The sequence below is a fragment of the Acidiphilium sp. 20-67-58 genome (assembly GCF_002255515.1).
Taxonomy (GTDB): Bacteria; Pseudomonadota; Alphaproteobacteria; order Acetobacterales; family Acetobacteraceae; genus Acidiphilium.
The window spans coordinates 16,900-43,770 of sequence record NZ_NCAS01000020.1; the positions used below are offsets into that span (position 1 = coordinate 16,900).

At 68.3% G+C, this 26,871-nt stretch carries 29 protein-coding genes and 1 pseudogene; 18 read left to right on the forward strand and 12 right to left on the reverse strand.

What is annotated here, in order from left to right; all coding sequences use genetic code 11:
• Window positions 1–37: 37 nt before the first annotated feature.
• Window positions 38–385 (forward strand): annotated as a pseudogene (locus B7Z76_RS09480) (integrase core domain-containing protein); the annotation flags it as partial.
• Window positions 386–877: 492 nt separating this feature from the next.
• On the opposite strand, the gene glmS reads toward B7Z76_RS09480, so the two are convergent.
• Entirely contained in the window at window positions 878–2,701 is a 1,824-nt protein-coding gene (gene glmS / locus B7Z76_RS09485) for a glutamine--fructose-6-phosphate transaminase (isomerizing) (RefSeq protein ID WP_291343586.1), read from the reverse strand.
• Window positions 2,701–4,014 (reverse strand): bifunctional UDP-N-acetylglucosamine diphosphorylase/glucosamine-1-phosphate N-acetyltransferase GlmU, encoded by a 1,314-nt coding sequence (gene glmU, locus B7Z76_RS09490; RefSeq protein ID WP_291343588.1) that lies wholly within the window; start codon window positions 4,012–4,014, stop codon window positions 2,701–2,703. The genes glmS and glmU overlap by 1 nt, the downstream gene beginning before the upstream one ends.
• A 72-nt stretch (window positions 4,015–4,086) precedes the next feature.
• Between glmU and gph the strand changes: the two genes are divergently transcribed.
• From gph to B7Z76_RS09535, 9 genes are all read left to right on the forward strand, one after another.
• Entirely contained in the window at window positions 4,087–4,737 is a 651-nt protein-coding gene (gene gph, locus B7Z76_RS09495) for a phosphoglycolate phosphatase (RefSeq protein ID WP_291343590.1), read from the forward strand.
• Window positions 4,738–4,849: 112 nt separating this feature from the next.
• On the forward strand, window positions 4,850–5,317 hold the full coding sequence (locus B7Z76_RS09500; protein WP_291343591.1) for an SUF system Fe-S cluster assembly regulator: 468 nt from the start codon (window positions 4,850–4,852) through the stop codon (window positions 5,315–5,317).
• An 8-nt stretch (window positions 5,318–5,325) separates the two neighbouring features.
• Entirely contained in the window at window positions 5,326–6,777 is a 1,452-nt protein-coding gene (sufB, locus tag B7Z76_RS09505) for a Fe-S cluster assembly protein SufB (protein WP_174503326.1), read from the forward strand.
• A 9-nt stretch (window positions 6,778–6,786) separates the two neighbouring features.
• Complete coding sequence (gene sufC / locus B7Z76_RS09510; RefSeq protein WP_291343593.1) at window positions 6,787–7,530, forward strand: Fe-S cluster assembly ATPase SufC; 744 nt, start codon at window positions 6,787–6,789, stop codon at window positions 7,528–7,530.
• Entirely contained in the window at window positions 7,527–8,744 is a 1,218-nt protein-coding gene (sufD, locus tag B7Z76_RS09515; RefSeq protein WP_174503324.1) for a Fe-S cluster assembly protein SufD, read from the forward strand. The genes sufC and sufD overlap by 4 nt, the downstream gene beginning before the upstream one ends.
• Complete coding sequence (locus B7Z76_RS09520) at window positions 8,741–9,985, forward strand: aminotransferase class V-fold PLP-dependent enzyme (RefSeq protein ID WP_291343595.1); 1,245 nt, start codon at window positions 8,741–8,743, stop codon at window positions 9,983–9,985. The genes sufD and B7Z76_RS09520 overlap by 4 nt, the downstream gene beginning before the upstream one ends.
• Window positions 9,982–10,437 (forward strand): Fe-S cluster assembly sulfur transfer protein SufU, encoded by a 456-nt coding sequence (gene sufU / locus B7Z76_RS09525; protein WP_291343597.1) that lies wholly within the window; start codon window positions 9,982–9,984, stop codon window positions 10,435–10,437. The genes B7Z76_RS09520 and sufU overlap by 4 nt, the downstream gene beginning before the upstream one ends.
• Complete coding sequence (locus B7Z76_RS09530) at window positions 10,427–10,792, forward strand: DUF59 domain-containing protein (RefSeq protein ID WP_174503321.1); 366 nt, start codon at window positions 10,427–10,429, stop codon at window positions 10,790–10,792. Before sufU ends, B7Z76_RS09530 begins: the two co-directional genes overlap by 11 nt.
• 10 nt (window positions 10,793–10,802) lie before the next feature.
• Window positions 10,803–11,174 (forward strand): iron-sulfur cluster assembly accessory protein, encoded by a 372-nt coding sequence (locus B7Z76_RS09535; RefSeq protein WP_174503320.1) that lies wholly within the window; start codon window positions 10,803–10,805, stop codon window positions 11,172–11,174.
• Window positions 11,175–11,214: 40 nt separating this feature from the next.
• Here B7Z76_RS09535 and hisI read toward each other — a convergent pair whose 3' ends face one another.
• The 4 genes from hisI to B7Z76_RS09555 are packed head-to-tail and all read right to left on the reverse strand — an operon-like array spanning window position 11,215 to window position 14,600.
• Complete coding sequence (gene hisI / locus B7Z76_RS09540; protein WP_291343599.1) at window positions 11,215–11,565, reverse strand: phosphoribosyl-AMP cyclohydrolase; 351 nt, start codon at window positions 11,563–11,565, stop codon at window positions 11,215–11,217.
• Entirely contained in the window at window positions 11,562–12,818 is a 1,257-nt protein-coding gene (gene metC, locus B7Z76_RS09545) for a cystathionine beta-lyase (protein WP_291343601.1), read from the reverse strand. The genes hisI and metC overlap by 4 nt, the downstream gene beginning before the upstream one ends.
• Window positions 12,815–13,669 carry a 3-mercaptopyruvate sulfurtransferase gene (sseA, locus tag B7Z76_RS09550; RefSeq protein WP_291343603.1) on the reverse strand — a complete coding sequence of 285 codons (855 nt, stop codon included), beginning with the start codon at window positions 13,667–13,669 and terminating at the stop codon, window positions 12,815–12,817. The genes metC and sseA overlap by 4 nt, the downstream gene beginning before the upstream one ends.
• 52 nt (window positions 13,670–13,721) lie before the next feature.
• The gene (locus tag B7Z76_RS09555; RefSeq protein ID WP_174503316.1) at window positions 13,722–14,600 is read right to left on the reverse strand and encodes a helix-turn-helix domain-containing protein; all 879 of its coding nucleotides are present in this window, start codon (window positions 14,598–14,600) and stop codon (window positions 13,722–13,724) included.
• A gap of 204 nt (window positions 14,601–14,804) precedes the next feature.
• Between B7Z76_RS09555 and B7Z76_RS09560 the strand changes: the two genes are divergently transcribed.
• Complete coding sequence (locus B7Z76_RS09560; protein ID WP_174503315.1) at window positions 14,805–15,209, forward strand: YraN family protein; 405 nt, start codon at window positions 14,805–14,807, stop codon at window positions 15,207–15,209.
• 41 nt (window positions 15,210–15,250) lie between these two features.
• Complete coding sequence (locus B7Z76_RS09565; RefSeq protein WP_291343606.1) at window positions 15,251–17,290, forward strand: hypothetical protein; 2,040 nt, start codon at window positions 15,251–15,253, stop codon at window positions 17,288–17,290.
• Between the two features lie 65 nt (window positions 17,291–17,355).
• On the opposite strand, the gene gabT is transcribed toward B7Z76_RS09565, so the two are convergent.
• The 6 genes from gabT to B7Z76_RS09595 are packed head-to-tail and all read right to left on the reverse strand — an operon-like array spanning window position 17,356 to window position 22,673.
• Window positions 17,356–18,636, reverse strand: a complete 1,281-nt coding sequence (gene gabT, locus B7Z76_RS09570; RefSeq protein ID WP_291343608.1) for a 4-aminobutyrate--2-oxoglutarate transaminase — start codon at window positions 18,634–18,636, stop codon at window positions 17,356–17,358.
• On the reverse strand, window positions 18,633–19,313 hold the full coding sequence (locus B7Z76_RS09575; RefSeq protein WP_174503312.1) for a CoA transferase subunit B: 681 nt from the start codon (window positions 19,311–19,313) through the stop codon (window positions 18,633–18,635). Before B7Z76_RS09575 ends, gabT begins: the two co-directional genes overlap by 4 nt.
• Before the next feature lie 10 nt (window positions 19,314–19,323).
• Entirely contained in the window at window positions 19,324–20,025 is a 702-nt protein-coding gene (locus B7Z76_RS09580; protein ID WP_174503311.1) for a CoA transferase subunit A, read from the reverse strand.
• Between the two features lie 24 nt (window positions 20,026–20,049).
• Complete coding sequence (locus B7Z76_RS09585; RefSeq protein WP_174503310.1) at window positions 20,050–21,222, reverse strand: acetyl-CoA C-acetyltransferase; 1,173 nt, start codon at window positions 21,220–21,222, stop codon at window positions 20,050–20,052.
• A 58-nt stretch (window positions 21,223–21,280) separates the two neighbouring features.
• Window positions 21,281–22,342, reverse strand: a complete 1,062-nt coding sequence (locus B7Z76_RS09590) for an alpha/beta fold hydrolase (RefSeq protein WP_291343613.1) — start codon at window positions 22,340–22,342, stop codon at window positions 21,281–21,283.
• Complete coding sequence (locus B7Z76_RS09595; protein WP_236656327.1) at window positions 22,290–22,673, reverse strand: hypothetical protein; 384 nt, start codon at window positions 22,671–22,673, stop codon at window positions 22,290–22,292. Before B7Z76_RS09595 ends, B7Z76_RS09590 begins: the two co-directional genes overlap by 53 nt.
• Before the next feature lie 87 nt (window positions 22,674–22,760).
• Here B7Z76_RS09595 and B7Z76_RS09600 point away from each other — a divergent pair, with 87 nt between their 5' ends.
• From B7Z76_RS09600 to B7Z76_RS09625, 6 genes are all read left to right on the forward strand, one after another.
• Entirely contained in the window at window positions 22,761–23,528 is a 768-nt protein-coding gene (locus B7Z76_RS09600; protein WP_174503308.1) for a sulfite exporter TauE/SafE family protein, read from the forward strand.
• Between the two features lie 109 nt (window positions 23,529–23,637).
• Entirely contained in the window at window positions 23,638–24,231 is a 594-nt protein-coding gene (phaR, locus tag B7Z76_RS09605) for a polyhydroxyalkanoate synthesis repressor PhaR (RefSeq protein ID WP_291343616.1), read from the forward strand.
• 25 nt (window positions 24,232–24,256) lie between these two features.
• The gene (locus B7Z76_RS09610) at window positions 24,257–25,189 is read left to right on the forward strand and encodes an NAD-dependent epimerase/dehydratase family protein (RefSeq protein ID WP_291343617.1); all 933 of its coding nucleotides are present in this window, start codon (window positions 24,257–24,259) and stop codon (window positions 25,187–25,189) included.
• A gap of 90 nt (window positions 25,190–25,279) precedes the next feature.
• Window positions 25,280–25,756 carry a 50S ribosomal protein L13 gene (gene rplM, locus B7Z76_RS09615; RefSeq protein WP_174503305.1) on the forward strand — a complete coding sequence of 159 codons (477 nt, stop codon included), beginning with the start codon at window positions 25,280–25,282 and terminating at the stop codon, window positions 25,754–25,756.
• A gap of 2 nt (window positions 25,757–25,758) precedes the next feature.
• On the forward strand, window positions 25,759–26,250 hold the full coding sequence (gene rpsI, locus B7Z76_RS09620; protein WP_174503304.1) for a 30S ribosomal protein S9: 492 nt from the start codon (window positions 25,759–25,761) through the stop codon (window positions 26,248–26,250).
• A 139-nt stretch (window positions 26,251–26,389) separates the two neighbouring features.
• Window positions 26,390–26,854: a MarR family winged helix-turn-helix transcriptional regulator gene (locus B7Z76_RS09625; protein WP_291343618.1), complete on the forward strand. Its 465-nt coding sequence runs from the start codon at window positions 26,390–26,392 to the stop codon at window positions 26,852–26,854.
• Window positions 26,855–26,871 lie beyond the last annotated feature (17 nt).

A 26,871-nucleotide genomic window follows, 5' to 3' on the forward strand; every position in this document is an offset into this window, starting at 1 on the left:
CAGTAGGACGAAATTGCCGCTACGACCTTTCAGACACCCAAGCTACATCGCGGGCGAACTGGCCGAATACATCGAGGCCAAGAAGATGAGACACGTCCGAGGCGCCCCGATGCACCCCCAGACCCAGGGCAAGATCGAGCGCTGGCACCAGACCCTGAAAAACCGCATCCTCTTGGAAAACTACTTCCTGCCCGGTGACCTCGAGGCCCAGATCAAGGCCTTCGTCGAAAGCTACAACCACCGGCGCTATCACGAAAGCCTGAACAACGTGACGCCCGCAGACACCTACTTCGGCAGGGCCCCGGCCATCATCAAGCAGCGCGAAGGGATTAAACGGAAGACCACCGAGCATCGGCGCATGCAACACCGCAAGCTTGCCGCATAACATCAAACCCCAGACGAGGCCCGTTCTCCGCTAATCCACGCCGCGCATTGAGCCATATGTTCTGACGACGGACAGTTCAGAGTGCACGCTCGCCTGATCGCGCGACGTGACCTCGAGCAGCTTGATCTCACACGACAGCGCCACCTCTGGCATTCTGGAGTAGCAGCAAAGGGTGGGTGAACGAACCCGCTTCCGTCAGCCGTAAGCTGCCCGGCAGAAATCCCCTGTGGATCGACGCCGGATGTTGACCCCGCGAAAGCGAGTTGCATCAGCCACTTGGAATGCGGATCGGCGACGGGACCCCAGACCGATCCACAGCCGTTGGCCCCGACCCCCGGGCCAGATTTGGCCGCAATTATATTGCGTTGTATAAATCTTTATTGTCTAGGATATAATTTTAATATCTGGAATATGACTTTATTATCTAGGATACAACTTTATTTTCCGTCTACATTTATCGCGCCCCAAACGGGCGATCCTGGCGGCGTTGCCTTATTCAACCGTTACCGATTTGGCGAGGTTGCGCGGCTGGTCGACGTCCGTGCCTTTCAGGATGGCGACGTGGTAGGCCAGAAGCTGCACCGGGATGGCATAGAGTAGCGGGGCGACGAACGGGGCGCAGTCCGGCAGGATGACGGTGCGCTCGGCGATGCCGGAGAGGCGCGCTGCGCCGGCGCGGTCGCTGAACAGGATGATCCGCCCGCCGCGGGCCGCGGCCTCCTGCAGGTTGGAGGCGGTTTTCTCGAACAGCGGGCCGGAGGGCAGCACCGCGATGACCGGCACCGAGGGGTCGATCAGCGCGATCGGCCCGTGTTTCATTTCGCCGGCGGGGTAGCCTTCGGCGTGGATGTAGCTCAGCTCCTTCAGCTTCAGCGCGCCTTCGAGGGCGATCGGCATCATCGAGCCGCGGCCGAAGAACAGCACGTCGCGCGCATCGCGGATGTCTTCGGCGAGGGCGCGGATCTCGGCGTCATCGGCGAGGAGCTGGGCCATCTTGCCGGGAAGCTCCATCAGGGCGGCGACGAGCGGCGCGAGCTCGGCATCGCTCCGCGCGCCGCGGGCGCGGGCGAGGGCGAGGGTGAAGCCGGCGAGCACGGCGAGCTGTGCGGTGAAGGCCTTGGTGCTGGCGACGCTGATTTCCGGGCCGGCGATGGTTTCCAGCATCAGGTCGCTCTCGCGCGCCATCGTGCTTTCCGGCACGTTGACCACCGACATCACCTTGCAGCCCTGGCGCTTCATGTAGCGCAGCGCGGCCATGGTATCGGCGGTTTCGCCGGACTGGCTGACGACGAGTCCGAGCCCTGCGGGGTCGAGCGGTGGTTCGCGGTAGCGAAACTCGCTGGCCACATCGGCATCGACCGCGATCCGCGCGATCTCCTCCAGCCAGTAACGCGCCGTCAGACCGGCATAATAGGCCGAGCCGCAGGCCGAGAGGGTGATGCGCGGAATGGCGGCGAGGTCGATCGCGAGGTCCGGCAGGACCGGCAGGCGGGTTGCCGGATCAATCATGCGGTTCAGCGTGTCGCCGATGATCGCGGGGTTCTCGTGCAGCTCCTTTTCCATGAAATGGCGGAAATTGCCCTTGCCGATGGACGCGCCGGTCAGGCGGGTCAGCTTGACCTCGCGGGTGACCGGGTTGTTCGCGGCGTCACGGAATTCGGCACCGCTGCGCGAGACGATCACCCAGTCGCCATCGTCGAGATAGGCGATGCGGCGGGTCAGCGGCGCGAGGGCCAGGGCGTCGGAACCGAGATACATCTCCTCCTCGCCGAAGCCGACCGCGAGCGGGGCGCCGCGCTGCGCGCCGATCATCAGCTCGGGATGGCCGGCGAAGATCAGCGCCAGCGCATAGGCGCCTTCGAGCCGGGCGAAGGCGGCGGCGGCAGCCTCGGTTGGGGCGAGGCCGCGGGCGAGGTGCAGGTCGACGAGCTGGGCAACGGTTTCGGTGTCGGTCTCGGTGGAGAAGACCTGGCCGGCGGCTTCGAGCTCGGCGCGCAGTTCGGCATGGTTCTCGATGATGCCGTTATGCACGACGGCGACGCGGGCGGTGCCGTGCGGATGGGCGTTGCCTTCGGTGGGCGCGCCATGCGTCGCCCAGCGGGTATGGCCGATGCCGGTGGTGCCGGCGAGCGGCTCGGCGGCGAGGCTGGCGGCCAGGTTGGCGAGCTTGCCCTCGGCCCGGCGGCGGGTGATCGCGCCCTCGACCAGGGTGGCGATGCCGGCGCTGTCATAGCCGCGATAGGCGAGGCGGGAGAGACCGTCGAGCAGCAGGGGGGCGGCGTCGTTCCGCCCGATCAGTCCGACAATGCCGCACATCAGCGTTTTCCCTTCGTCATGCGCAGTTCGGCCGCGCGGCCGGGCTTTTCGACCTGCCGGCTGCGCGCGAGCGCCAGCGAATCCGCCGCCACCGGGTCGGTGATGACGCTGCCGGCGGCGATGATCGCACGCTCCCCCACGGTAACAGGTGCCACGAGGGCGACATCCGAGCCGATGAAGGCATCGGCGCCGATCGTGGTGCGGTGCTTGGCGAAGCCGTCGTAATTGCAGGTGATGGTGCCGGCGCCGATATTGGCGTGCGGGCCGATTTCGGCATCGCCGAGATAGGTCAGGTGGTTGGCCTTGGCGCCGGCGCCGAGGCGGGCGGCCTTGAGCTCGACGAAATTGCCGACATGGGCGCCCGCCCCGATCTCGCTGCCCGGGCGCAGCCGCGCATAGGGGCCGATGACGGCGCCGGACGCGATCGTGCAGCCCTCGAGATGGGAGAAGGCGCGGATCGTGACATCCGGCCCGACCGTCACGCCGGGGCCGAAGACGACATGCGGCTCGATCGTGACATCGGCGGCGAGCGCTGTGTCGGCGGCGAGGAAGACGGTTTCGGGGGCTGTCATCGTCACCCCGGCGGCGAGGGCGGCGGCGCGCAGGCGGGACTGCATCGCGGCCTCGGCGGCGGCAAGCTCGGCGCGGGAATTCACCCCCCGGCATTCGTCCCACGGCGCCTCGACCACGGCGACGGCAGCTCCCTCGGCGCGGGCGACGGCGACGAGGTCGGTAAGGTAGTATTCGCCCTTCGCGTTGTCGTTGCCGATTTTCCCGAGCCAGCGGCGCATGTCGGCGGCGGTGGCGGAGAAGCCGCCGACATTGCACAGGCCGATCGCGCGCTCGGCCTCGGTCGCGTCGGCGAATTCGACGATGCGTTCGGCGAAGCCATCGGGGCCGATGATGCGGCCGAAGGCGCCGGGCTCCGGCGGGCGGGTGCCGAGCAGCACCAGCGCCGCATCCCCCGCGCCGAGCCGCGCGCCGAGGCGCTGGAGCGTCGCGCCGGTGACCAGCGGATTGTCGCCATAGACAAGGGTGACGGCGCCGGCGCCGAAATGATCCGCCGCGGCGAGGGCGGCGTGGGCGGTGCCGAGGCGCTCGCGCTGGATCACGGTCGGGTGCGGAGCGGCGGCGCGGGCGACGTCGTCCATATCCGGGCCGGTGACGACGATTGTTTCGGCGAAGGCCGTCTTGCAGGCGGCGAGCAGATGGGCGAGCATCGGCTGGCCGGCGATGCGGTGCAGCACCTTGGGGCGGCTCGACTTCATCCGGGTGCCGAGGCCGGCGGCAAGGATCACGGCGGTATTGTGCATGCGCGAAGCGGTAGCCCTGGCCTGCCGCTCATGTAAAGTGCCGCGCCATCAAATAGGATTTCGGAGTGTGTCATGAACGCTTCACGCGGTGTTGTTTTCGACCTGGACGGCACGGTGATCGACAGCCTGCCCGACCTTGCGGCGGCGCTGAACCGCTCGCTGGCCCGCCACGGCGCGGCGCCGGTGGCGCGGGAGGATGTCGCGCCGATGGTCGGCGATGGCGCGAAAATGCTGCTGAAGCGGGGCTATGCAGCGCGCGGCATGACGCCGGAGGCCGCGGACGAGGCGATCTTCCTCGCCGATTACGAGGCGCATGTGACCGATCTCACCGAACCCTATCCGGGCATCGTGACGGCGCTGGAGACGCTGGCCGCGCGGGGCTACCGGCTCGGCATGTGCACCAACAAGCCCGAGGCCTCGGCGCGCAAGGTGCTGGCGGCGCTCGATCTCGACCGGTTCTTTCCGGTGCTGATCGGCGGGGATGCAACGAATTTCCGCAAGCCTGACCCGCGCCATCTCGGCGCCGTGCTGGAGGCGATGACGATTGCGCCGCGGGGGGCGGTGATGGTCGGCGATCATCACAACGACATCGCCACGGCGGAAGGGCTCGGCGTCGCCTCGATTTTCGTCCGCTGGGGCTATGGCAGGGCGGAGGGCACGATCGCCATCGGCGAGACCGCTGCCCTGGTCCCCGCGGTGGAGCGGCTGCTCGGCGCCGCCTGAACCCGCCGGCCTCGATTTCCTGCGTTCGGCATGACGCGCCCGGCCTTGACGGGGGCGGCGCGATGGACCATTTGCGTAAACAGGACCTGTGTTGTCCACAATCGGGTGTGCCATGCTGAGATTGTCGCGTTTGACCGACTATGCGGTGGTGGTTCTGGTGCGTCTTGCCCAGGCCGCCACGGTTGAAACCGCCCCCGCGATCGCGGCGGGCACCGGGATTCCGGAGCCGACCGTAGCCAAGGTCCTGAAGGGGCTGGCGCAGTCCGGCCTCGTGCTGTCGCAGCGCGGCGCGCATGGCGGCTACCGGCTTGGGCGGCCGCTCGCCGCGATCCCGATCGCGGATGTGATCGTCGCGATCGACGGGCCAATTGCTCTCACCGCCTGCGTCGAGGGCACGGGCGGGGCGTGCGACAGCGCGTCGCTTTGCCCGATGGCGGGACGCTGGGGCGTGGTGAACGACGCGATCAGCGATGCGCTGGGCGCGATCACGCTGGATGACATGCAGGCGGCGGCCCTGCCCAGGGCGCTGCGGGTCGATGAAACGGATCTTGCGGCGCGCGCGCCGTCAACTGTCGAATAGGGGTTTCAATGCCTGCCGTGAATGAGACGATCGAGACTGTCGACCGGATATCCGGCGGCGGCTACAAGTTCGGCTTCGAGACCAATATCGAGATGGAGTTCGCGCCCAAGGGGCTGAACGAGGACATCGTCCGGCTCATCTCGGCGAAGAAGGGCGAGCCGGAATGGCTGCTCGAATGGCGCCTCAAGGCGTATCGCGCCTGGCTGACGATGGAAGATCCGGCCTGGGCGCGCGTCCATCATCCCAGGATCGACTATCAGGACCTGCATTATTACGCGGCGCCGAAGAAGCCGGCGCCGAAATCGCTCGACGAGGTCGACCCCGAGCTGCTCGCGATGTACGAGAAGCTGGGCATTCCGCTGAACGAGCGCGCGGCGCTGGCGGGCATCGCCGTCGATGCCGTGTTCGACAGCGTTTCGGTCGCGACCACGTTCCGCGACACGCTGGCCAAGGCCGGGGTGATCTTCTGCTCGATTTCCGAGGCGGTGCGCGAGCATCCCGATCTCGTGCGGCAATATCTCGGCAGCGTCGTGCCGGCGGGCGACAATTATTACGCCGCGCTGAACTCGGCGGTGTTTTCCGATGGCAGCTTCGTCTTCGTGCCGAAGGGCGTGCGCTGCCCGATGGAGCTTTCGACCTATTTCCGCATCAATGCGCGCAATACCGGGCAGTTCGAGCGCACACTGATCATCGCCGAGGCGGGGGCCAGCGTGTCGTATCTCGAAGGCTGCACCGCGCCGATGCGCGACGAGAACCAGCTTCACGCCGCGGTCGTCGAACTCGTGGCGCTCGACGAGGCGACGATCAAGTATTCGACCGTGCAGAACTGGTATCCGGGCGACGCCCAGGGGCGCGGCGGCATCTACAATTTCGTGACCAAGCGCGGCGCCTGCCGGGGGCGGAACTCGAAGATTTCCTGGACCCAGGTGGAGACCGGCTCGGCGATCACCTGGAAATATCCGTCCTGCATCCTGCAGGGCGAGGGGTCGACCGGCGAGTTCTACTCGGTGGCGGTGACGAACAATTTCCAGCAGGCCGATACCGGCACCAAGATGATCCATCTGGCGCCGAACACGACGAGCACGATCGTCTCCAAGGGGATTTCGGCCGGACGGTCGAACAACACCTATCGCGGCCTGGTGCGGATCATGCCGCGGGCGATGAATGCGCGGAACTTCACCCAGTGCGACAGCCTGCTGATCGGCGATCAGTGTGGCGCGCATACGGTGCCGTATATCGAGAGCCGCAACCGCACCGCGAAGGTGGAGCACGAGGCGACGACCTCGAAGATCGCCGACGACCAGCTGTTCTACTGCCGGGCGCGCGGGCTTTCCGAAGAGGACGCGGTGGGGCTTCTGGTGAACGGCTTCTGCCGGGATGTTTTGAAGGAATTGCCGATGGAGTTCGCGGTCGAGGCGCAGAAGCTGCTCGCCGTGTCTCTCGAAGGCTCCGTGGGCTGAGGACGCAACATGCTTGAAATCAAGGGACTGACCGCGACCATCGATGGCAAGGAGATCCTTCGCGGGATCGACCTCACCGTGCCGGAGGGCGAGGTGCACGCGATCATGGGGCCGAACGGGGCGGGGAAATCCACCCTGTCCTACGTGCTCTCCGGCCGCGACGGCTACGAGGTGACCGGCGGCAGCGTGACGTATAACGGGGTCGACCTGCTGGCGATGGAGCCGGAGGAGCGGGCGGCGGCGGGTGTGTTCCTGGCCTTCCAGTATCCGGTCGAATTGCCGGGGGTGGGCAATGCCAATTTCATCCGCACCGCGCTGAACGCGATCCGCCGGGCGCGCGGCGAGACGGAACTCGACGCCGTGCAGTTCCTCAAGGAAGCGCGGGCGGCGGTGAAGGCGCTGAAGATGCCGGACGACATGCTGAAGCGAAACGTCAATGTCGGGTTCTCGGGCGGCGAGAAGAAGCGCAACGAGGTGTTGCAGATGGCGCTGCTGAAGCCGACCCTGGCGCTGCTCGACGAGACCGATTCCGGGCTCGATATCGATGCGCTCAGGATCGTCGCCGAAGGGGTGAACGCGCTGCGCGGGCCCACCTTCTCGGCGCTGGTGATCACGCATTATCAGCGGCTGCTCGACCATATCGTGCCGGACCGGGTGCATGTGCTGGCGGCCGGCAGGATCGTCCGCTCCGGCGGGCCGGAGCTTGCGCTCGAGCTTGAGGCGAACGGTTATGCGGGGCTGGAGGCGGCATGAGCGGGACTGACCTGCTCGACGGTTTCGACCTCGCCGCACTGCCGGGCGCGTCCACGCGGGAGGCGGCGGCGGCGCGGGTGCGCGCCGACGGTTGGCCGACGAAGCGCGACGAGGCCTGGCACTATACCGATCTCGCGGCCGGGCTGCGTGGTTTTGCGCTCGGCCCCGCCCCGGTGGTGGATGTTGAAGCAGAGTTGCCGGAAGGGCAGCGCGTCGTGTTCGTCAATGGCCGGTTCGATGCGGCGCGCTCGGCGGCGCCCGAATGGGTGGGCCGGCTCAGCGATGCGGCCCTGGGTGATGCTGCGCTGGGCGATGCGGCGCGCGGCGGCGTTGTCGTCGCACTGAACACCGCGCTGGCGGAGGATGGCGTCGCCATCACCCTCGCGCCGGGCCAGCAGGGCGGCACGCTGTTCCTGGTGGCGCTGGCGGCGGGCCGGGGCGAGGCGATGCCGGCCATCGCGCCGCGCCACCGGATCGCGCTCGGCGCCGGTGCGACGCTGACGCTGATCGAGACCGCGCGCGGCGAGGGCAGCTACCTGCACGCGCCGGTCTTCGAGGTGGACCTCGGCGAGGGGGCGCGGCTCAACCATTACCGGCTCCAGGATGAATCCGCCGAGGCGGTGCATGTCGCCACCATTTTCGCGGAAATCGCGGGTGGGGCCGGCTATGAGAGCTTCACCCTCAACCGCGGCGCCCGGCTCAGCCGCAACGAGACCCATGCGCGGCTCGGCGGCAAGGCGGCGGATGTGCATCTCAACGCCGCGCAGCTGCTCAATGGAACCCAGCATGGCGACGTGACCACGGTGGTGCGGCACGACGCGCCGAACTGCGCCTCGCGGCAGACGGTGAAATCGGTCCTCGCCGGGGCGGCGCGCGGCGTGTTCCAGGGGCGGATCGAGGTCGATCGCATCGCGCAGAAGACCGACGGCTACCAGATGAACCAGGCGCTGCTGCTCTCCGACGAAGCGGAGATCGACAGCAAGCCGGAGCTGGAAATCTTCGCCGACGACGTGAAGTGCAGCCATGGTGCGACGATCGGCGCGCTCGACCCCGAGCAGCTCTTCTACCTGCGCAGCCGCGGCGTGCCGGAGGCGGAGGCGAAATCGATCCTGATCCGCGCCTTTCTCGACGAGGCGCTTGAGCCGGTGACCGACGAGGCGGCGCGGGCCGTCTTCGAGGCGGCGATCGGCGCCTGGTGGCGGGAGGGCGCATGAGCGCTTCCCTCGAGCAGACCGGCTTCGACATCGCGCGCATCCGCGCCGATTTCCCCATCCTGTCGCAGACGGTGCATGGCAAGAAGCTGGTGTTTCTCGACAGCGGCGCCTCGGCGCAGAAGCCGCGCGCGGTGATCGACGCGATGGTCCGCTCGATGGAGACGCGCTACGCCAATGTCCATCGCGGGCTGCACTGGCTGAGCGAGCGCGCCTCGGACGATTACGAGGCCGCGCGCGACAAGGTGGCGGCCTTCCTCAACGCGGCGCGCGAGGAGATCGTCTTTGTGCGCAACGCGACCGAGGGGATCAATCTCGTTGCCGCGACGTTCGGGCGGTCGGCGCTGCAGCCGGGCGATGCGGTGGTGGTGAGCGAGATGGAGCACCACGCCAATCTCGTGCCCTGGCAGATGCTGCGGGATTCGCACGGGATCGATCTGCGCATCGTCAGGATCACCGATACCGGCGAGCTGGATTTTGCCGACCTGGAGCGGCAATTCGCCGATGGGCGGGTGCGGCTGCTGGCGATCACCCATATGTCGAACGTGCTCGGCACCTACACGCCGGTCGAGCGGCTTGCCGCCTTTGCGCATGAGCGCGGGGCGCGGCTGCTGCTCGATGGCGCGCAGGCGGTGGTGCACCGTGCTGTCGATGTCCGCGCGATCGATGCGGATTTCTACGTGTTCTCCGGTCACAAGCTCTACGGTCCGTCCGGCATCGGGGTGCTGTTTGGCAAGCGCGAGCTGCTCGACGCGATGCCGCCTTTCCTGGGCGGCGGCGACATGATCCGCAGCGTGAGTTACGAAAAATCGACCTGGGCGGAGCCGCCCTACCGGTTCGAGGCGGGCACGCCGGCGATCGTCGAGGCGGTGGGCCTTGCCGCGGCGATCGACTACGTGAACGCGATCGGCTTTCCGGCAATCGCCGCGCATGAGCGGGCGCTGACCGACCACGCGCTGGCGACGCTCGATGCGATCGACGGCATCCATGTGGTCGGGCGTGCGCAGGACCGCGGCGGGGTGGTCGCCTTCACCATGGACGGGGTGCATGCGCACGACGTCGCCACCCTGCTCGACAAGCAGGGGATCGCGGTGCGCGCCGGGCATCATTGCGCGGAACCGTTGACCCACCGGCTCGGGCTCGACAGCACCGCCCGCGCGACCTTTGGCGTCTATACGACGATGGAAGAGATCGACGCGCTGGCGAAGGGGCTGCGGCGCGTGCAGCAGGTGTTCGGCGGATGAGCGACGCTGCGGATGTCGGCGATCTGTACCAGCGGCTGATCATGGATCGCGCCCGCGCGCCGCTGCATGCCGGCCGGCCCGCCGCGTTCGACGCCGAGGCCGAGGGCGACAATCCGATGTGCGGCGACCGGGTGCAGCTGCGCCTGAGCTGCTCGGGCGGGGCGATCGGCGAGGTGTGGCACGAGACCCGCGGCTGCGCGATCTGCATCGCCTCGGCCGATCTGATGGCGGATGCGGTGACCGGGCGCACGCGCACGGCGGCCAATGAGCTTGCCGGCGCCTTCGAGACGATGGTGGCGAGCGGGGCCGTGCCCGACCGCGAGGATTTCACCGAATTGCGGGCGCTCTCGGGCGTTCATGAATACCGCTCGCGGCACCGCTGCGCGACACTTCCCTGGCAGGCGCTGCGCGCCGCCCTGACCAAGACGATGGAGACCGGACATGGCGGATGACATGGCCAGGACCGAACCCGTGACCACCTGGACGCCGGAGGGCGAAACCCCGCCGCTGGTGAGCGAGGAGAACGTGATCGCGGCGATCGCCACGGTCTACGACCCGGAAATTCCGGTGAACATCTTCGAGCTCGGCCTGATCTACGCCATCGAGATCGAGGGTGGGGCGGTAAAGGTGGAAATGACGCTCACTGCGCCGGCCTGCCCCAGCGCGCAGGAACTGCCCGAGGCGGTGCGCCTCGCGGTGGGGACGGTGCCGGGGGTGAGCGAGGTGGAGGTCGAGACCGTGTGGGATCCGCCCTGGGATCCCTCGCGGATGAGCGACGAGGCGCGCCTCGCGCTCAACATGTTCTGAGGAGTCCGCGATGACCACGATCCGCACCGAATCCGCCCCGCCCCGCCGCAGCCTGCCGCCGCTGATGCAACTGACCGACGCCGCGGCCGATCGCCTGCGTGCGCTGTATGAAAGCGGCCAGCAGGGGCGCCTGCTGCGCATCAGTGTCGGCACCAAGGGGTGCTCCGGCCTGTCCTACGAGATGAACTGGGTGGACGAGCCGGCGCCGACCGATGAACAGGTGAGCGACAAGGGCGTTACCGTCCTGATCGATCGCAAGGCCACCCTGTTCCTGATCGGCACGGTGATGGACTACAAGGTTGAGACATTCACCTCAGGCTTCACCTTCGAGAATCCGAACGAGAAGGGCCGTTGCGGCTGTGGCGAGAGTTTCCACGTCTGACGCCCTGCGGTGATGTCGCGGCCTGACGGCCCAGACCGGTTCAGGCGATGTCTTCCAGCCCGTCTGCGGTGACACGGCGGAAGAAACAGTTATGCGCGCCGGTGTGGCAGGCCGGGCCGGTCTGCTCGACAAGGAGCAGCAGCGTGTCGCCATCGCAGTCGAGCCGCATCTCGACCAAGCGCTGGACATGGCCCGAGCTTTCACCCTTGCGCCAGAGCTTGCCCCGGCTGCGGCTGAAATAGCAGACTTGTCCGGTCGCGAGGCTTTCGGCGATCGATTCCGCGTTCATCCAGGCCATCATCAGCACCTCGCCGGTATCGTGCTGCTGGGCGATGGCGGGAATGAGTCCGGCTTCGTTGAAGCGCGCGGCGGTGATGACGGGGTGGGTCATGCCGTGCCGTCCGGGCTGAAGCCGTCCTGCAGTTCCCCGGCCATGCAGGGTGACGAGGCGCAGGTGGTTCTGGCCTGACCGCACAGCACGGCGAGACCCTGTTCGAGATCGGCGATCAGGTCGTCGGTGTGTTCGAGGCCGATTTGCAGGCGCAGCATCTCGCCGCCGAAGCGGCCGGTGCCTTCGGTGCGGGTGATCGTGTTGGTGGTCGGCAAGGCGAGGCTCTCATAGCCGCCCCAGGAGGCGCCGATGCCGAACAGGCGTAGCGCGTCGGCCATCGCGCAGACGGCGTCGTAATCGTGTTCGGGCTGGAACACCACGCCGAACAGGCCGCAGCCGCCGGTGAAATCCCGCTTCCAGAATTCGTGGCCGGGGCAGGAGGACAGGGCGGGATGCAGCACGCGCAGCACTTCCGGCCGGCCGGCGAGCCACGTGGCGACGGCAAGGGCCGCGCGTTCCTGCTCGGCAAGGCGGACCGCGAGGGTGCGGGCGCCGCGCAGGGCCAGCCAGCAATCGTCCGGCGAGGCGTATTGGCCGAGATCGAGCGCGCCGGCGCGCAGCCAGGCCCAGTCTTCATCCGTTGCCACGGTGATGGCGCCGAGCACGATGTCGGAATGGCCGCCGACATATTTGGTCAGCGCCTGGATCGACACGTCGACCCCGTGGTGGAACGGCTGGAAGGTGCGGATGCCCCAGGTGTTGTCCATGAACAGCTTGGCGCCATGCGCGTGGGCGACGCGGGCGAGCATCGGTACGTCCTGCACCTCGAAGGTGTGGCTGCCGGGGCTTTCGGAAAAGATCGCGGTGGTTTGCGGCAGCAGCAGCGCGACCAAGCGCTCTTCGGCGATCAGCGGATCGTAATAGGTGGTGGCGACGCCATAGCGCGCGAGCACGCTGTCGCAGAAGCGGCGCGTCGGGCCATAGACGGAGTCGGGCACCAGCATGTGGTCGCCGGCCTTCAGCCAGGCGAGCAGCGGCACGGTGATGGCGGCAAGGCCCGAGGAGACGATCTGGCAATGCGTGCCGCCCTCGATTTCGGCGACCACGTTTTCCAGCGCGAAATGGGTCTCGGTGCCGTAAAGCCCGTAGATCTCTTCCTGCTCCAGGCGGCGCTTGCCGATTTCGCGGCGCGCCGCGCATGACGGGTAGAGCACGGTCGAGCCGCGGACGAGCTTGGGATTGACATAGCCATGCGACTTGACCGGCCGGCGCGAGGCCAGGGAGAGGCGGGTTTCGAAACGATCTTCGGTCATGCGGGATCCTCTCCGGTGGCAACCGGGGTGTCGGGCAGCGCACCCCATTCGGCCCATGAGCCGTCATAGAGCGCGCCCATCGGCAGGCCTGCGCGAATGAGGCCAAGAGTGACGACGGCCGCCGTCACGCCGGAGCCGCACATGGTGACGGGCGGTGTCGCGCCGTCGATCCCGGCGGCGGCGAAGCGGGCGCGCAACGCCTCCGGCGGCAGCATGGTCGCGTCGTCGCCGAGCAGTTCGGAATAGGGCAGCGAACGGGCGCCGGGAACATGGCCGCCGCGCATGCCGGGGCGCGGCTCGGGCACCGCGGCGGTGTAGCGGCCAGCGGTGCGGGCATCGAGCAGGATTTCCCGTCGGCTGGCGATGTTGGCCTCGATCGCGGCGCGGTCACGGATGCGGGCGGGGTCGAGACGTGGCGTGAAGCGGCCGCGCGGACGCGGCCGTGCGGCGCCGGCCTCGATCGCCCGTCCTTCCTTGCGCCATTTCGGCAGCCCGCCATCGAGGACGGCGACATTGTCATGGCCGAAGACGCGGAACATCCACCAGCCGCGCGCCGCCGAGAACAGGCCGCGCTGGTCGTAGACGACGATGCGGGAGTCGTTGCTGACGCCGAGCGCCTCGACCGCGGCGGCAAAGCCGGCTTCGTCCGGCAGCATGTGCGGCAGTGGCGAGGTGGTGTCGGCGATTCGCTCGATGTCGAAGAAGGCGGCACCGGGCAAGTGGGCGTCCTCGAACAGGGCGGTGGCGTCCTGCGGTTCGTTCGGGAGGTAGAAGGACGCGTCGAAAACGATCAGCGCCGGATCATCGAGTGTCGCGGCGAGAGACTCTGTTGAGATCAGCGGTGTCGACATGCGTGAAGTGTAACGCGCCGGCAGGGGTTTGTCTCCCTGCCGGCGCGGGAAATCAGGCCATGGCCGGTTCCAGCATCCGCCGCACCTCGGCCGCCGCGGCGCGGCCCTTGATGGCGTCGCGCCAGGCGCCCTCGGCGACGCGCTGATGGGTCATCACCGCGTCGTCGGCGCTGGTGATCATGGCCACACCGGTTTGCGCGTCGGGCGGCGCGTCGGTCGGGAAGGGGTTCACCGCGAGGCAGGCGCGCTCGCGCGAACGCAGGATCGAGAAGGGACCGTTCGGATCGCCGCCGGGCATCAGGCCGAGCTGCAGGCCGATCGGCTCGCTCTCCATCAGTTCGATCATGCGCTCGACCTCGCGGTGCGCGGTGTCGCGGCATTTCCGGCGAAGCTTTTCGGACAGCGGCAGGGTGCCGGCGATGCCGTGCTCGATGAAGCGCTGCAGCGACGCGGTGGTGAGGATCGCGATGACCGAGGGGCGGCGGGCGATGAACATCCGCTTGCGGACCGCGAGAACGCTGAGCACCTGTTCCGCGGCGGTGCGGGCCATGGCGCGGTCCTGGCCGCTGATCTCGGCGTTTTCCTCGAAGACCTGCGCGAGGGTGGCGTCGTATTCCTCGGAGGTGGTCAGATAGCAGATCGGGCCGAAGAATTGCAGGATCTGATCGGATGTTTCCTCGATCTGGCGGAGCCGCTCGAGATACCCGATGGGCCGGCTGTAATATTCGATGCCGATACCGAGCAAGGTCAGCGGCGAAATCTTGAGCAGTTCGGCCAGACGCTTGACGGTGTCGAGCTTAATGACCTCGCCTTTTTCGTAGCGATAAAGGGCGGCGCGCGATACGCCGAGACGGGCAGCGATCTCTTCGGCCTTGAGGCCGGACTCCATGCGATAGGCTCTGAGTTGCTGCCCAATATCATTAAAATGCATTGTCGTTTCTCACTTTTTAAACACTTTTGGCTCTACAATACGGCTCATCTCAACAATTCATTAACAGAGATGACAGGCAAAGTGTAATTTCTTTTTTTCTCCAATGAAAGATTATTAAGACCAGAAAAATCGTTTTTCCGCCATCGAGCCAATTCTAGATAGGCGGTGTATCCTATTTACATCATATGACGTATCCCTGTTTACATGTCGAGACAATCCGAGGTGGAAGAATCCCAGAAAACCGGGCTTTCCGCCCGCCGCCGGGCCGAGCTGCGCGGCAGGGGCGCTGAGACCCTCGTCGCTAACTTGTACGGCGCCAGAGGATTTGAGATACTCGCGCGAAGGTTGCGTACTCCGGCGGGGGAAATCGACCTTGTCGTGGCCGATCGGGAGGTGCTCGCCTTCGTCGAGGTGAAGGCCCGCGCCGCCCTGCGCGCCGCCGCCGATGCGCTCACCCCGCGGCAGCGGCGGCGACTCGTCGCGGCGGCCGAAATCGCTCTCGGCCAGCAACCCGGCTGGGCGCGTCCGGAGACACGCTTCGACGTCATCCTGGTGACCGGCGAGGCGGTTCATCCGATCTTTGCGGCATTTCGCGCCGATGATGGCTGAAGCGTTTGGCTCTGCGGCGCAGAGGCGCGTATAAGGACAGCATGAGCAACCGATCTCCCGAGCCTCCCCGTCTGAAGGGTGCCCGCGCCGATGCCGCGATGGATGCAGAATTGCGGCGTAACGTGGCGTTCTGGATGCTCCGCGGCGTCGAATGCCGGTCCGGTGCTGCGCCTTCGGGCATCGGGATCGATTTCGCCGCGGGGCGGGTCGTGTTTGACGATGGTATCGACCGGCTGGCCCGTCGCTTCGCGCTTCGCCTCGCCGGGGAATGGCTCGCGCTGGTGCGCGCCGGCGTGCCGGTGCCGCTCGCCGGGCTTGCTGCCGCCCGCGCCGCCGCGCAATTCGCCGAGGCCGAGCGGATGCCGCCGCTGCCGCGCTTTCCGTGGGCGGTGACGATGGCGGCGGAACCGCCGCCGGCGGCAGACCAGCTCGAACGGGTTTCGCGCGACCTGGCTGCGCTGGCCAATGGCGCCGGTGCGGCAGGGGCGGCGGATATCGCCCGGTGCCGGGCGCTGTGGCCGGTGATCGGCATCGTCGAATCCATCATGGAAACCGGCGGCGACATCCGGCTCATGCGCGACCCGCAGAGCGACCTCAACGGCTATGGATGCAGCCACCGGCCGCGACCGTGGGCGGTAACCTTCGCTTCGTCCACCGCATCTTCGGTCTCCGAGCGCGGCTATGAGGCGGCGGACCGGGTGCGGCTGCGGCTGACCGCGGCGATGCTGCGCGATGGCGACCGCCGCGCGATCGGGCAGGAGGCCGTCGCCGTGCGCCGGCGCATCGGGCACGATGCTGGCCTGCCTGCGGGCGGGGCGGTCGTGCTGGCCGCCTCGGGCACCGACAGCGAATTGCTCGCCCTCGCCCTCAGCCACTTGCCCGATGCCGGGCAGCCGATCACCACCATTCTGCTGGCGCCCGAGGAAACCGGCAGCGGCGTGCCGATGGCCGCGGTGGGAAGGCATTTCGCGATCGATACCGCGAACGGGCACGATGTCTCGCGCGCCGCCCCGATCGGCGGTTTCAGGCCGGATACCGAGCTGGTCTCGGTTCCGTTGCGCGACAAATATGGCATTCCGCGCCCGGCAACCGACATCGAGGACGAGATCGGCCGCGCGGTTGCGGCTGCGGCGGCGGCCGGGCGCCGGGTGATCCTGCACGCACTCGACCTGTCGAAGACCGGTCTTCTCGCACCGTCGATGGCGCTGCTGCGCAATTTGCGCGCGCGCTTTGGCGATGCGCTGGATATTGTGGTCGATGCCTGCCAGATGCGGATCGGACCCTCGCGCATCCGCGCCTATCTCGACCTTGATGCCGTGGTGCAGATCACCGGGTCGAAATTTCTCACCGGCCCGCCTTTTGCCGGCGCCGCCCTCATTCCCCCGCGCATCGCGCGACGGCTCGGGCGCGGACGGCTGCCCTCCGGGCTCGATGCCTATTTCAGCCGGGGCGAGTGGCCGCCTTCGGCAATGGCGGCGCGCGGTCTGCCCGAGGGCGCGAATTATGGCCTGTTGCTGCGCTGGCGCGCGGCGCTGGCGGAGTTGCGGGTGTTCGCCGCAGTGCCGGAGGCGCGCAAGTCCGACGTTCTCCTGCGGTTTCGCGCCGCGGTCGAGGCGGCGGTGGCGCGGCATGACATCTTTGTGTTGCAGACCGTCGCCGATCCCGCCCGCGAGGGTGGCGGCTGGGACGCGCTGCGCAGCGTTTTCGCTTTCGCCGTGCGTGCGCCGGGCTCGATGGACCGGCTGCTGGACCCTGCCGCGGCTCGTCAGCTCTATCATTGGCTGAACGCGGATTGCGCCGCACTCTTCGACACCGGCCGCGATCGCAGTATTGCCGCTCGCATTTGCCATATCGGTCAGCCGGTTGCCCTGCCCGATGGCGAGGGCGGGCAGATCGGCTGGCTCAGGGTTTCGGCCGGGGCGCGGCTGATTTCGGGCGAGCCGTCGCATCGCGGGCTCGCAACGGACCGCCGGCTGGCCCGGGAGATGGGCGACCTCGCGCTCGTCTTCGACAAGATCGCGCTGCTACGCTCTCATTGGGACCGGCTGGCCCAGTTCGACCCACGGCCGCGCTATCGCTGATCATTTATAGCCCGGCGCTCCAGACCGGAAGGACGGAGCGCCGGAGCGCCGGAGCGCGCGCTGTCTCAGCCGGAAAGTGCCGCTTCCAGGGCGTCGAGCCCTTCGCCGAGCACGGCATCGCTGACCGTCAGCGGCACCAGCAGGCGGATCGTGTTGCCGTGGACGCCGCAGGAAATCACGATGAGGCCGTGCTCGCGGGCGCGGGCGATGACCTGTTTCGTGGTCTCGGCGTCCGGTTCGTGACCGCCGCGCTGGCGGACGATGTCGAAGGCGATCATGGCACCCGGCCCGCGGATCGCGGCGATCGGGGCCACGTCGTTGCGGGCGGCGATGCGCTCGAGCCTGCCCTTCATCGTGGCACCGATCGCATTGGCGCGGTCCACCAGGTTTTCCTCCTGGATCACGTCGAGCACCGCGAGGGCGGCGGCGCAGGCGAGCGGGTTGCCGGCATAGGTGCCGCCGAGGCCGCCGGGCTCCGGCGCGTCCATCACCGCGGCGCGGCCGATCACGCCGGAAAGCGGGAAACCGCCGGCCAGCGATTTCGCGACCGTCATCAGGTCCGGCTTCACGCCGGAATGCTCGATGCCGAACATCTTCCCGGTGCGGCCGAAGCCGGTCTGCACCTCGTCGGCGATCAGCAGGATCCCGTTGCGGTCGCACAGCGCGCGCAGTGCGACCAGCAGCTCGGCCGGCGCCGGGATGAACCCGCCCTCGCCCTGGACCGGCTCGATCACGATGGCGGCGACGCGCTCGGGCTCGATATCGGCGCGAAACAGCATCTCGATGCCGCGAAGACTGTCGGCGACGCTGACGCCGAAGGGCTCGAAGGGAAAGGGCGCGTGATAGATTTCGGCCGGCATCGGCGCGAAGCGCTTCTTGTAGGGCACGACCTTGCCGGTCATCGCCATGGTCAGCAGGGTGCGGCCGTGATAGCCGCCGGCGAAGGTGATGATGCCGGGGCGGCCGGTGGCGGCGCGGGCGATCTTGACGGCGTTTTCCAGCGCCTCGGCGCCAGTGGTGAGGAACACGGTTTTCGCCGGTCCCTCGATCGGGGCGATCGCGTTGAGCCGCTCGGCCAGGGCGACATAGGGCTCATACGGCGTGACCTGGAAGCAGGTATGGGTGAAGCGGTCGAGCTGCTCGCGGACGGCCGCTATCACCTTCGGGTGGCGGTGCCCGGTATTGAGCACCGCGATGCCGGCGGCGAAGTCGATATACCGCTTCCCCTCCGCGTCCCACAGTTCGGCGTTCTCGGCGTGGGCGGTGTAGGCCATCGGATGGCTGATGCCTACACCGCGGGCGATGGCCGCCTCGCGGCGGCCGTGCAGCTCGGAATTCGCGCTCATTTTCCGATGTCCGCAGCGACCGGGCTGCGGTGCATCGTGCTGTGCACCACGAAATCGGCTTCCGTCGCGTCGCGGATCTGCTCGATCGTCACATCGTCCGGCTTGTCGACCAGAACGAGCGAGGGTGAGCGGGTGTGATCGACCTCAAAGACCGCCATGTCGGTGACGATCATGCTGACCACGTTCTTGCCGGTGAGCGGCAGGGAGCATTTGCGCAGGATCTTGGCTTCGCCCTTGGCGGTGTGCTCCATGAGCACGACGACGCGCGGCACGCCGGCGACGAGGTCCATCGCGCCGCCCATGCCCTTCACCATCTTGCCGGGGATCATCCAGTTCGCGAGATCGCCGTTCTCGGCCACCTGCAGCGCGCCGAGGATGGAGATGTCGATATGCCCGCCGCGCACCATGGCGAAGGATTCGGCAGAGTCGAAATAGCTCGTGGTCGGCAGCTCGGTGACGGTCTGCTTGCCGGCGTTGATCAGGTCGGCGTCTTCCTCGCCCTCATAGGGGAAAGGGCCGATCCCGAGCATGCCGTTCTCGGAGTGCAGGTGGACCGAGACGCCCTCGGGGATGTGGTTGGCCACCAGCGTCGGGATGCCGATGCCGAGATTGACGTAGAATCCGTCCTGCAGTTCACGGGCGGCGCGGGCCGCCATCTGGTCGCGTGTCCAGGGCATGTTTTCCTCCTCAGGCCCGCTCGCGCACGGTGCGCTTTTCGATGTGCTTCTCGACCTGCGCAAGCTTGACGATGCGTTTCACGTAGATTCCGGGGGTGACGATATGGTCCGGGTCGAGCGTGCCGGGTTCGACCAGCTCCTCGACCTCGGCGACCGTCACCTTGGCGGCGGCGGCGCAGATCGGGTTGAAGTTCCGCGCCGTCTTCCGATAGACGAGATTGCCCTCGGTATCGCCCTTCCAGGCATGGACCACGGCGAGATCGCCGAAGATGCCGCGCTCCATCACGTAATGCCGGCCGTCGAACTCGCGGGTTTCCTTGCCGTCGGCAACCTGCGTGCCATAGCCCGTCGCGGTGAAGAAGGCGGGGATGCCGGCGCCGCCGGCGCGGATGCGTTCGGCCAGGGTGCCCTGCGGGTTGAACTCGATCTCAAGCTCGCCGGCGAGATATTGCCGGGCGAAGGTGGCGTTCTCGCCGACATAGGACGAGATCATCTTCCGCACCTGCCGCGTATCCAGCAGGATGCCGAGACCGACCCCGTCGATCCCGGCATTGTTGGAGACGATGGTCAGGTTGCGCACGCCGCTTTCGCGGATCGCCTCGATCAGCGCCATCGGCACGCCGCACAGGCCAAAGCCGCCGGCGAGGATGGTCATGTCGTCGCGCAGCAGACCGGCGAGCGCCTCGACGGCGCCGGAATAGACCTTACGCATCCGGTTGGTTTCCTCCTTAGTGTTTCAGCGTTCGACGCACATGGCGACGCCCATGCCGCCGCCGATGCACAGCGTGGCGAGACCCTTGCGGGCGTCGCGCTTCTGCATCTCGAAGAGCAGGGTGGTCAGGACGCGCGCGCCCGAGGCGCCGATCGGGTGGCCGATGGCGATGGCGCCGCCGTTCACGTTCACCTTCGCCGGGTCGAGATTGAGGCCCTTGTTCACCGCGCAGGCCTGGGCGGCGAAGGCTTCGTTCGCCTCGACCAGGTCGAGATCGGTGACTGACCAGCCGGCCCGGGAGAGCGCCTTCTGCGAGGAAGGGATCGGCCCGGTGCCCATCACCGCGGGATCGACGCCGGCGGTGGCGAAGCTGGCGATGCGGGCGAGCGGGGTGAGGCCGCGCTTCGCCGCTTCCTTCGCCGACATGACGACGAGGGCGGCGGCGCCGTCATTGATGCCGGAGGCGTTGCCGGCGGTCACGGTGCCGTCCTTCGAGAAGGCGGGCTTGAGCTTCGCCATGCTCTCGGCCGAGGCGTCGTGGCGGATGTATTCATCGTCGGCGACCACGATCTCGCCCTTGCGGGTGGTGATCGTCACCGGCGCGATCTCGTCGCGGAAGCGGCCGGATTTCTGTGCCGCGGCGGCCTTGTGCTGCGAGGCGAGGGCGAGGGCGTCCTGCTCCTCGCGGGTGATCTGGTAGGCGCGGGCGACGTTCTCGGCGGTGGTGCCCATGTGGTAGCCGTTGAAGGCGTCCCACAGCCCGTCCTTGATCATGGAGTCGATGAACTTGACGTCGCCCATCTTGGTGCCGGCCCGCAGATGGGCGACATGGGTGCTGAGCGACATGCTTTCCTGGCCGCCGGCGATGACGATGTCGGACTGGCCGGACATCACCTGCTGGGCGGCAAGCGCCACGGCGCGCAGGCCGGAGCCGCAGACCTGGTTGATGCCGAAGGCGGTCTTGGAATCGGGGATGCCGGCATTGCGCGCGGCCTGGCGGGCGGGATTCTGCCCGGCGCCGGCTGCGAGCACCTGGCCGAGGATCACTTCGTCGACCTCTTCGGGGGAAAGCCCGGCGCGCTGCAGCGCGGCCCGGATCGCGATCTCGCCCAGCACATGCGCCGGGGTGGCTGCAAAGGCGCCGTTGAAGCTGCCGACCGGCGTACGCGCCGCGGCTGCGATGACGATGTCGTCCATTGAGCTGTTCCTCCGTCTTGTTCCTGCCCCACAGCATAGCCGCTTGCCGCCGCAAGGGCTACAGCCCGGCCACCCATTCGCCGAATGGTTGCCATAGGGCTTTCGGCGCACTCATCCCGGCGATCATGCCGATATGTCCGGCATTCGGCGCGATCAGGGCAGCGCCGGGGATCGCTGCGGCGAGGGCGGCGGCGGATGACGGCGGGACCAGCCGGTCCCGCGCCGGGGTGGCGACCAGGGTCGGGCAGGCGAGGGCGGCGGGGTTCACCGGCAGGCCGGCGATGCGCCAGGCGCCGTTTGCCGTGGTGTTCTCGCCATACCAGCCGCCGAGGGTTTCGCGGGCGACCGGGGCAGCGAGCGGCACGCCGTCGTTCAGCCAGTCCTCGAGGGCGACGAAGCGGATGGCGCGCGGGCTCGCGGGATCGAGGGCGGCGAAGGCGCGGTATTTCGCGGTGACGCCGAACGGGTCGAGCGTGGCGAACAGGGTTTGCAGCGCATCGATCGGCAGCGTGCCGGTGGCGGCCATCAGCGGTTCGAGGATGGGCAGGCTGGTGGCGAGGCTGCGCGCCGCGGCCGCGTCCTCGGCGTGGAAGTCCCACGGTGTCGCCAGCAGGGCGAGGGCGCGGACGCGGGCGGGCGCGCGCAGGGCGGCGGCGAGGGCGAGCAGCCCGCCCATGCAGTAGCCGACCAGGATGACCGGGCGATCCAGCGCGGCGAGGGCACGGTCGAGCCGGCCGGCGATGTAGTCGGTGAGGGTGAACTGCCGCTCGATGGTGCCGGGCCAGCCCCAGTCGAGCAGCAGCGGATGGGTGCCGCGGGCGGCGAGGAAGCGGAGGAACGAGGCGTCTTCGGCGAGATCGAGGATATACGCGCGGTTGACGAGGCTGGGGACGAAGAACAGCGTCGGGCCGGTGCCGCCGTAATCGAGCAGGCGGGTCTCGCCTTCGCTCCAGACAACTGGCGGGTCGGCCAGGGTGCGGCGCCAGGGGTGGCGGCGATAGGCGGCGATCCCGGCGAGCAGGGCGGCATCCTGTTCGAGTGCCTCGCGCACCACCGCGGCGGCGAAGTCAGGGTCCGCCAGGCCCTCCGTCGCGTTCCAGTGCGGCCAGACGCGCCTCAAGTTCGGCAATGCGGCGATGGAGGCGTTCGACCGCATCGCCGCCAGCATCAGGTGCAGCAGCAGGGGGCGCGGGCCGCGCCGTTCCATCGGGCCGGGGGCGTCGGGGCGGCTCATGACGGGACATCGCCTCGGCGGCGCCGATCGCCGCGGTCGCGGCACCGGCCCAGATTGTCATCAGCCCTGTCCATGCCTCGCGCCACTCCCGGTCCTGCGCCATGGCGGCGAGTTCGCTCTGCCAGAGCGTGATCCAGTCGCGCGCAAGATCGGCGAGGCGCGTCTCCGCGTCCGGCGGTTCGGCTTTGTGCTTGTCGCCCGGTCTGGCGTCTGTCATGAGGCATCCTGGCAACCACGCTGCGTTAGTGCTGTCCTAGCGCGAAAGGCGGGCTTTCCGCCAGTAGCCCCCGGATGGGAGATGATCATGCCGCCGGCTTTCATCGCAACCGGGTTTTGCGTCGGCCTGCTGATCGGGCTCACCGGGGTGGGCGGCGGCTCGGTGATGACGCCGATCCTGGTGCTGGTGTTCGGCATCCAAGCCACCACCGCGATCGGCACCGACCTGCTCTTCGCTGCCTGTACCAAGGCGTTCGGCACCGCGGTGCATGGCGCGAACCGGACGGTGGCGTGGCGCCTCGTCTGGCGGCTGGGCGCCGGCAGCGTGCCGGGGGCAATCGCGGCGATCCTGCTGCTCGGGCAAATCGGCGTTCACGGTGCTGCGGCCAACCGGCTGAGCCTCGGGCTGCTTGGCGCGATGCTGCTGCTCGCGGCCGCCTCGCTGGCGGCGAAGCCGTGGATCGCGCGGCGCGGCGGCGGGGTGCGGCGGGCGCCGCCCGCCTGGATCACGATCGCGCTCGGCTTCGGGCTCGGCGTCACGGTCACGCTGTCCTCCGTGGGGGCGGGCGCGCTCGGCACGGTGGTGCTGATATACCTTTATCCGGAACTGTCGCTGGCCGAAGTGGTCGGCTCGGACATCGCGCATGCGGTGCTGCTGACGATGGTGGCCGGATTCGGCCGGCTCTGGCTGCACGGGATCGACGTGCCGATGCTCGGCGCCCTGCTCGCCGGCTCGCTGCCCGGCGTTGCCATCGGCAGCCTGCTGGTCAGGCGCGCGCCCGAGCGCCTGCTGCGCTACGCCATCGCCGCGATGCTCGGCATGGTCGGCCTGCGGGTGCTGCTCGACCTGGCCTGAGGCGGCGCTGGCTTTCGCGGGGCGTCTCTGTCATGGTGGTGCGGTGCAAACAGCCGAACCAACGGCGACCGCGTTCCACGCTTTGCGACGAGGGGAAAGGGCGAAGACAATGGCTCAAACGCCGGACGGCACCAAGCCGATCGTCATCAAGAAATACGCCAACCGGCGCTTGTACAATACAGAAAGCTCGACCTACATCACGCTCGAGACCCTGTCGGAGATGGTCCGCGAGGGGCGAGACTTCGAGGTGTTCGACGCGAAATCCGGCGAGGACATCACCCGCGCGGTGCTGACCCAGATCATCGTCGAGGAAGAGAGCAAGGTCGGGCAGGCCATGCTGCCGACCAATTTTCTCCGCCAGCTCATCGGGCTTTACGGCAACAACATGCAGGGCGTGGTGCCGCGCTTCCTCGAACAGGCGATGAGCCAGTTAAGCCGCCAGCAATCGCAGATGCGCGCGGCGGTGCAGCAGACCATGGGCAATTTCATGCCGCCGGGCATGGAAGAGATCGGCCGGCAGAACATGGCGATGATGGAGCGGGCGATGAGCCTGTTCTCGCCCTTCGCGCCGCCCGGCGAGGCGGCGCCGCCGGCTGCCGACGAGCCCGCGGGCGGCGAGGAGATCGACGCGTTGCGCGCCGAGGTCGAGCGGTTGCAGGGCGAGATCGCCGCACTCCGGGCCAAGGCGCCGAAGCGCGGCTGATGGCGGCCTGGCTGGCAGGGTACGGGTGAGCGGACGGACGGTTCTGGTCAGCGGCGCTGCGGGGTTTGTCGGCCGGGCGGTGACCGCGCGGCTCGCCGCCTCCGGGGCGGAGGTCGTCGTTGCGCTGCGGCGTGCGCGCGAGGTGCCCGGCGCTGCGCGGGCGGTGGATGCGGGCGATCTGGCCGCGCCGGCGCCCGCCCTCGCGGCGGCGTTGCGCGGCGTGGATGCCGTGGTGCATGCCGCCGGGCTCGCTCATCGCAACGGGGTCGATCCGGCGGCGCTGGCGGCGGCGAACGTGACGGCGGCGCGGCGGGTGGCCGAGGAGGCTGTGGCGCGCGGGGTGCGGCGGCTGGTTCTCGTCTCCTCGGCGGCAGTATTCGGCAAGCAGCGTGACGGGACGTTCAGCGAGGCGAGCCCGCCCCGCCCCGACGATGCCTATGCCGCGAGCAAGCTCGAGGGCGAGGCGGCGGTGCGCGCGACGGTTGCCGGCAGCGCAACCCGGCTGGTGATCGTCAGGCCCTGCGCGGTGGTCGGGCCGGGCTGCGCCGGCAACATTCCGCGGCTGGTCCGGCTGATCCGCCGCGGCATGCCGTTGCCCTTCGGCGCCATCGCCAATGCCCGCAGCTTCATCGCGGTTGATGATCTGGCGGCGCTGATCGCGCGGGCGGTGGCGGCCGATGATCCGCCGGATTGCGTGATCGGCGCGCATCCCGAGCCGGTTTCGACGCCGGCGCTGATCCGCGCGCTGGCCGGCGGGCTGGGCCGCAAGGTCGTGCTGCTGCCGGTGCCACCCTCATGGCTGGGGGCTGCGACGCGCATGGCCGGGCACGGGGAATTGTGGCGCAGCTTCGCCGGGTCGTTCCGTGCCGATGTCTCGCTGGCCCGGGATTCCCTCGGGTTTTCGGCGCCGACGCCGGTGCGCGCGGCGCTCCAAGCGACCGCGGCGGCGTTACGGTAACCGGTTACCGCAGGCCTATCTGCTTGACGACGCGGCGGAATTCGCGCATAGGCCCGTCATCGCAAGGATGATGTCACGAGGACTCCCGTCATGAAGACCACCGTTTCGCTGAAACCGGCGGACGTGCAGAAGGATTGGGTGCTGATCGACGCCGACGGGCTGGTGCTCGGCCGGCTCGCCGCCCTGATCGCCAACCGCCTGCGCGGCAAGCACAAGCCGCAATTCACCCCGCATGTCGATTGCGGCGACCACATCATCGTCGTCAACGCCGACAAGGTGACGGTGACGGGCAAGAAGATGGACGATTCCACCTTCTACTACCACACCGGCTACCCCGGCGGGATCAAGGGGCGGACGATCCGCCAGCGCCTCGACGGGAAGAACCCGGAGAGCGTCATCGAGAAGGCGGTTGAGCGGATGATTACCCGCGGTCCGCTGCAGCGCCAGCAGATGAAGAACCTGCATGTCTATGTCGGTCCGTCGCACCCGCATCATGGCCAGCAGCCCAAGGTGCTCGACGTCGCGGCGCTGAACCGCAAGAACCTCAACCGTAACGCGAGGGCGTGAACATGTCCGGAACCGGTACGCTCGCCGATCTGAAGACCATCATCACCCCGACAACCGGGGTTGCCGCCGAGGCCGATGCGCCGAAGCGCGAGCCCAAGCGCGACGCGCTCGGCCGTTCCTACGCCACCGGCCGCCGCAAGGATGCGGTTGCCCGCGTGTGGATCAAGCCGGGCAAGGGCGAGATCGTGATCAATGGCCGCAAGGCGGCGCAGTATTTCGCGCGCCCGGTGCTGCGGATGCTGATTACCCAGCCCTTCCTCGTCGCTGACCGCTACAACCAGTTCGACGTGATGGCGACCGTCACCGGCGGCGGGCTTTCGGGCCAGGCCGGCGCCGTGCGGCACGGCATCTCCCGCGCGCTCACCTATTACGAGCCGGATCTGCGCGGCATTCTCAAGGCCGCCGGGTTCCTCACCCGCGACCCGCGCACCGTCGAGCGCAAGAAATACGGCAAGGCGAAGGCCCGCCGGAGCTTCCAGTTCTCGAAGCGCTGATCCGCCTTTTCCACATTGCGCGCCGCCCCGGTTCCGTCCGGGGCGGTTGGCGTTTGTGGCAGCCGGCTTTTCTTGTCACCTCGCCGCGCGGCCATCTCCGGCCTTGACGGCGGATGGCGGTATATCGGAACAAGAGAGCATGACCGCAGCGCGCGACGAGTTTGGCAATTTGCGCCTCGATGAGCAGCTCTGCTTCGCGCTCTATGCCGCCACGCACGCGATCACCCGGGTGTATCGGCCGTTGCTGGCCGAGCTGGGCCTGACCTATCCGCAATATATCGTGCTGCTGGTGCTCTTCGAGCGGCATGAATCGACGGTGAACGGCGTTGCCGAGGCGCTGAAGCTCGATGCGGCCACCGTGACGCCGCTGCTCAAGCGCCTTGCCGAGGCCGGTTTCGTCTCCCGCGAGCGCAGCCGGGACGACGAACGCGTCGTCATCGTGCGGCTGACCCCGAAGGCCGAGGCCGTCGCGCCGCGGCTTGCGGCGATCCAGAACACCGTGCGTTGCCGCGCCGGTCTCGATGCCGGGCAATTCGAGGCCCTGCGCGCAGAGCTTGTCGCGTTGACCGATCGGCTGTGCCGCGATGGCGAGGCATCGTCCTGACGGATTGCCTGGCGGGG

Coding starts and splice junctions, on each gene's coding strand:
- glmS (WP_291343586.1), bottom strand. CDS start 2,701: ATGTGCGGCATTGTCGGACTGATCGGGCGGAACGACGCCGCCCCCCTG.
- glmU (WP_291343588.1), bottom strand. CDS start 4,014: ATGCACAATACCGCCGTGATCCTTGCCGCCGGCCTCGGCACCCGGATG.
- gph (WP_291343590.1), top strand. CDS start 4,087: ATGAACGCTTCACGCGGTGTTGTTTTCGACCTGGACGGCACGGTGATC.
- B7Z76_RS09500 (WP_291343591.1), top strand. CDS start 4,850: ATGCTGAGATTGTCGCGTTTGACCGACTATGCGGTGGTGGTTCTGGTG.
- sufB (WP_174503326.1), top strand. CDS start 5,326: ATGCCTGCCGTGAATGAGACGATCGAGACTGTCGACCGGATATCCGGC.
- sufC (WP_291343593.1), top strand. CDS start 6,787: ATGCTTGAAATCAAGGGACTGACCGCGACCATCGATGGCAAGGAGATC.
- sufD (WP_174503324.1), top strand. CDS start 7,527: ATGAGCGGGACTGACCTGCTCGACGGTTTCGACCTCGCCGCACTGCCG.
- B7Z76_RS09520 (WP_291343595.1), top strand. CDS start 8,741: ATGAGCGCTTCCCTCGAGCAGACCGGCTTCGACATCGCGCGCATCCGC.
- sufU (WP_291343597.1), top strand. CDS start 9,982: ATGAGCGACGCTGCGGATGTCGGCGATCTGTACCAGCGGCTGATCATG.
- B7Z76_RS09530 (WP_174503321.1), top strand. CDS start 10,427: ATGGCGGATGACATGGCCAGGACCGAACCCGTGACCACCTGGACGCCG.
- B7Z76_RS09535 (WP_174503320.1), top strand. CDS start 10,803: ATGACCACGATCCGCACCGAATCCGCCCCGCCCCGCCGCAGCCTGCCG.
- hisI (WP_291343599.1), bottom strand. CDS start 11,565: ATGACCCACCCCGTCATCACCGCCGCGCGCTTCAACGAAGCCGGACTC.
- metC (WP_291343601.1), bottom strand. CDS start 12,818: ATGACCGAAGATCGTTTCGAAACCCGCCTCTCCCTGGCCTCGCGCCGG.
- sseA (WP_291343603.1), bottom strand. CDS start 13,669: ATGTCGACACCGCTGATCTCAACAGAGTCTCTCGCCGCGACACTCGAT.
- B7Z76_RS09555 (WP_174503316.1), bottom strand. CDS start 14,600: ATGCATTTTAATGATATTGGGCAGCAACTCAGAGCCTATCGCATGGAG.
- B7Z76_RS09560 (WP_174503315.1), top strand. CDS start 14,805: ATGTCGAGACAATCCGAGGTGGAAGAATCCCAGAAAACCGGGCTTTCC.
- B7Z76_RS09565 (WP_291343606.1), top strand. CDS start 15,251: ATGAGCAACCGATCTCCCGAGCCTCCCCGTCTGAAGGGTGCCCGCGCC.
- gabT (WP_291343608.1), bottom strand. CDS start 18,636: ATGAGCGCGAATTCCGAGCTGCACGGCCGCCGCGAGGCGGCCATCGCC.
- B7Z76_RS09575 (WP_174503312.1), bottom strand. CDS start 19,313: ATGCCCTGGACACGCGACCAGATGGCGGCCCGCGCCGCCCGTGAACTG.
- B7Z76_RS09580 (WP_174503311.1), bottom strand. CDS start 20,025: ATGCGTAAGGTCTATTCCGGCGCCGTCGAGGCGCTCGCCGGTCTGCTG.
- B7Z76_RS09585 (WP_174503310.1), bottom strand. CDS start 21,222: ATGGACGACATCGTCATCGCAGCCGCGGCGCGTACGCCGGTCGGCAGC.
- B7Z76_RS09595 (WP_236656327.1), bottom strand. CDS start 22,673: ATGACAGACGCCAGACCGGGCGACAAGCACAAAGCCGAACCGCCGGAC.
- B7Z76_RS09600 (WP_174503308.1), top strand. CDS start 22,761: ATGCCGCCGGCTTTCATCGCAACCGGGTTTTGCGTCGGCCTGCTGATC.
- phaR (WP_291343616.1), top strand. CDS start 23,638: ATGGCTCAAACGCCGGACGGCACCAAGCCGATCGTCATCAAGAAATAC.
- rplM (WP_174503305.1), top strand. CDS start 25,280: ATGAAGACCACCGTTTCGCTGAAACCGGCGGACGTGCAGAAGGATTGG.
- rpsI (WP_174503304.1), top strand. CDS start 25,759: ATGTCCGGAACCGGTACGCTCGCCGATCTGAAGACCATCATCACCCCG.
- B7Z76_RS09625 (WP_291343618.1), top strand. CDS start 26,390: ATGACCGCAGCGCGCGACGAGTTTGGCAATTTGCGCCTCGATGAGCAG.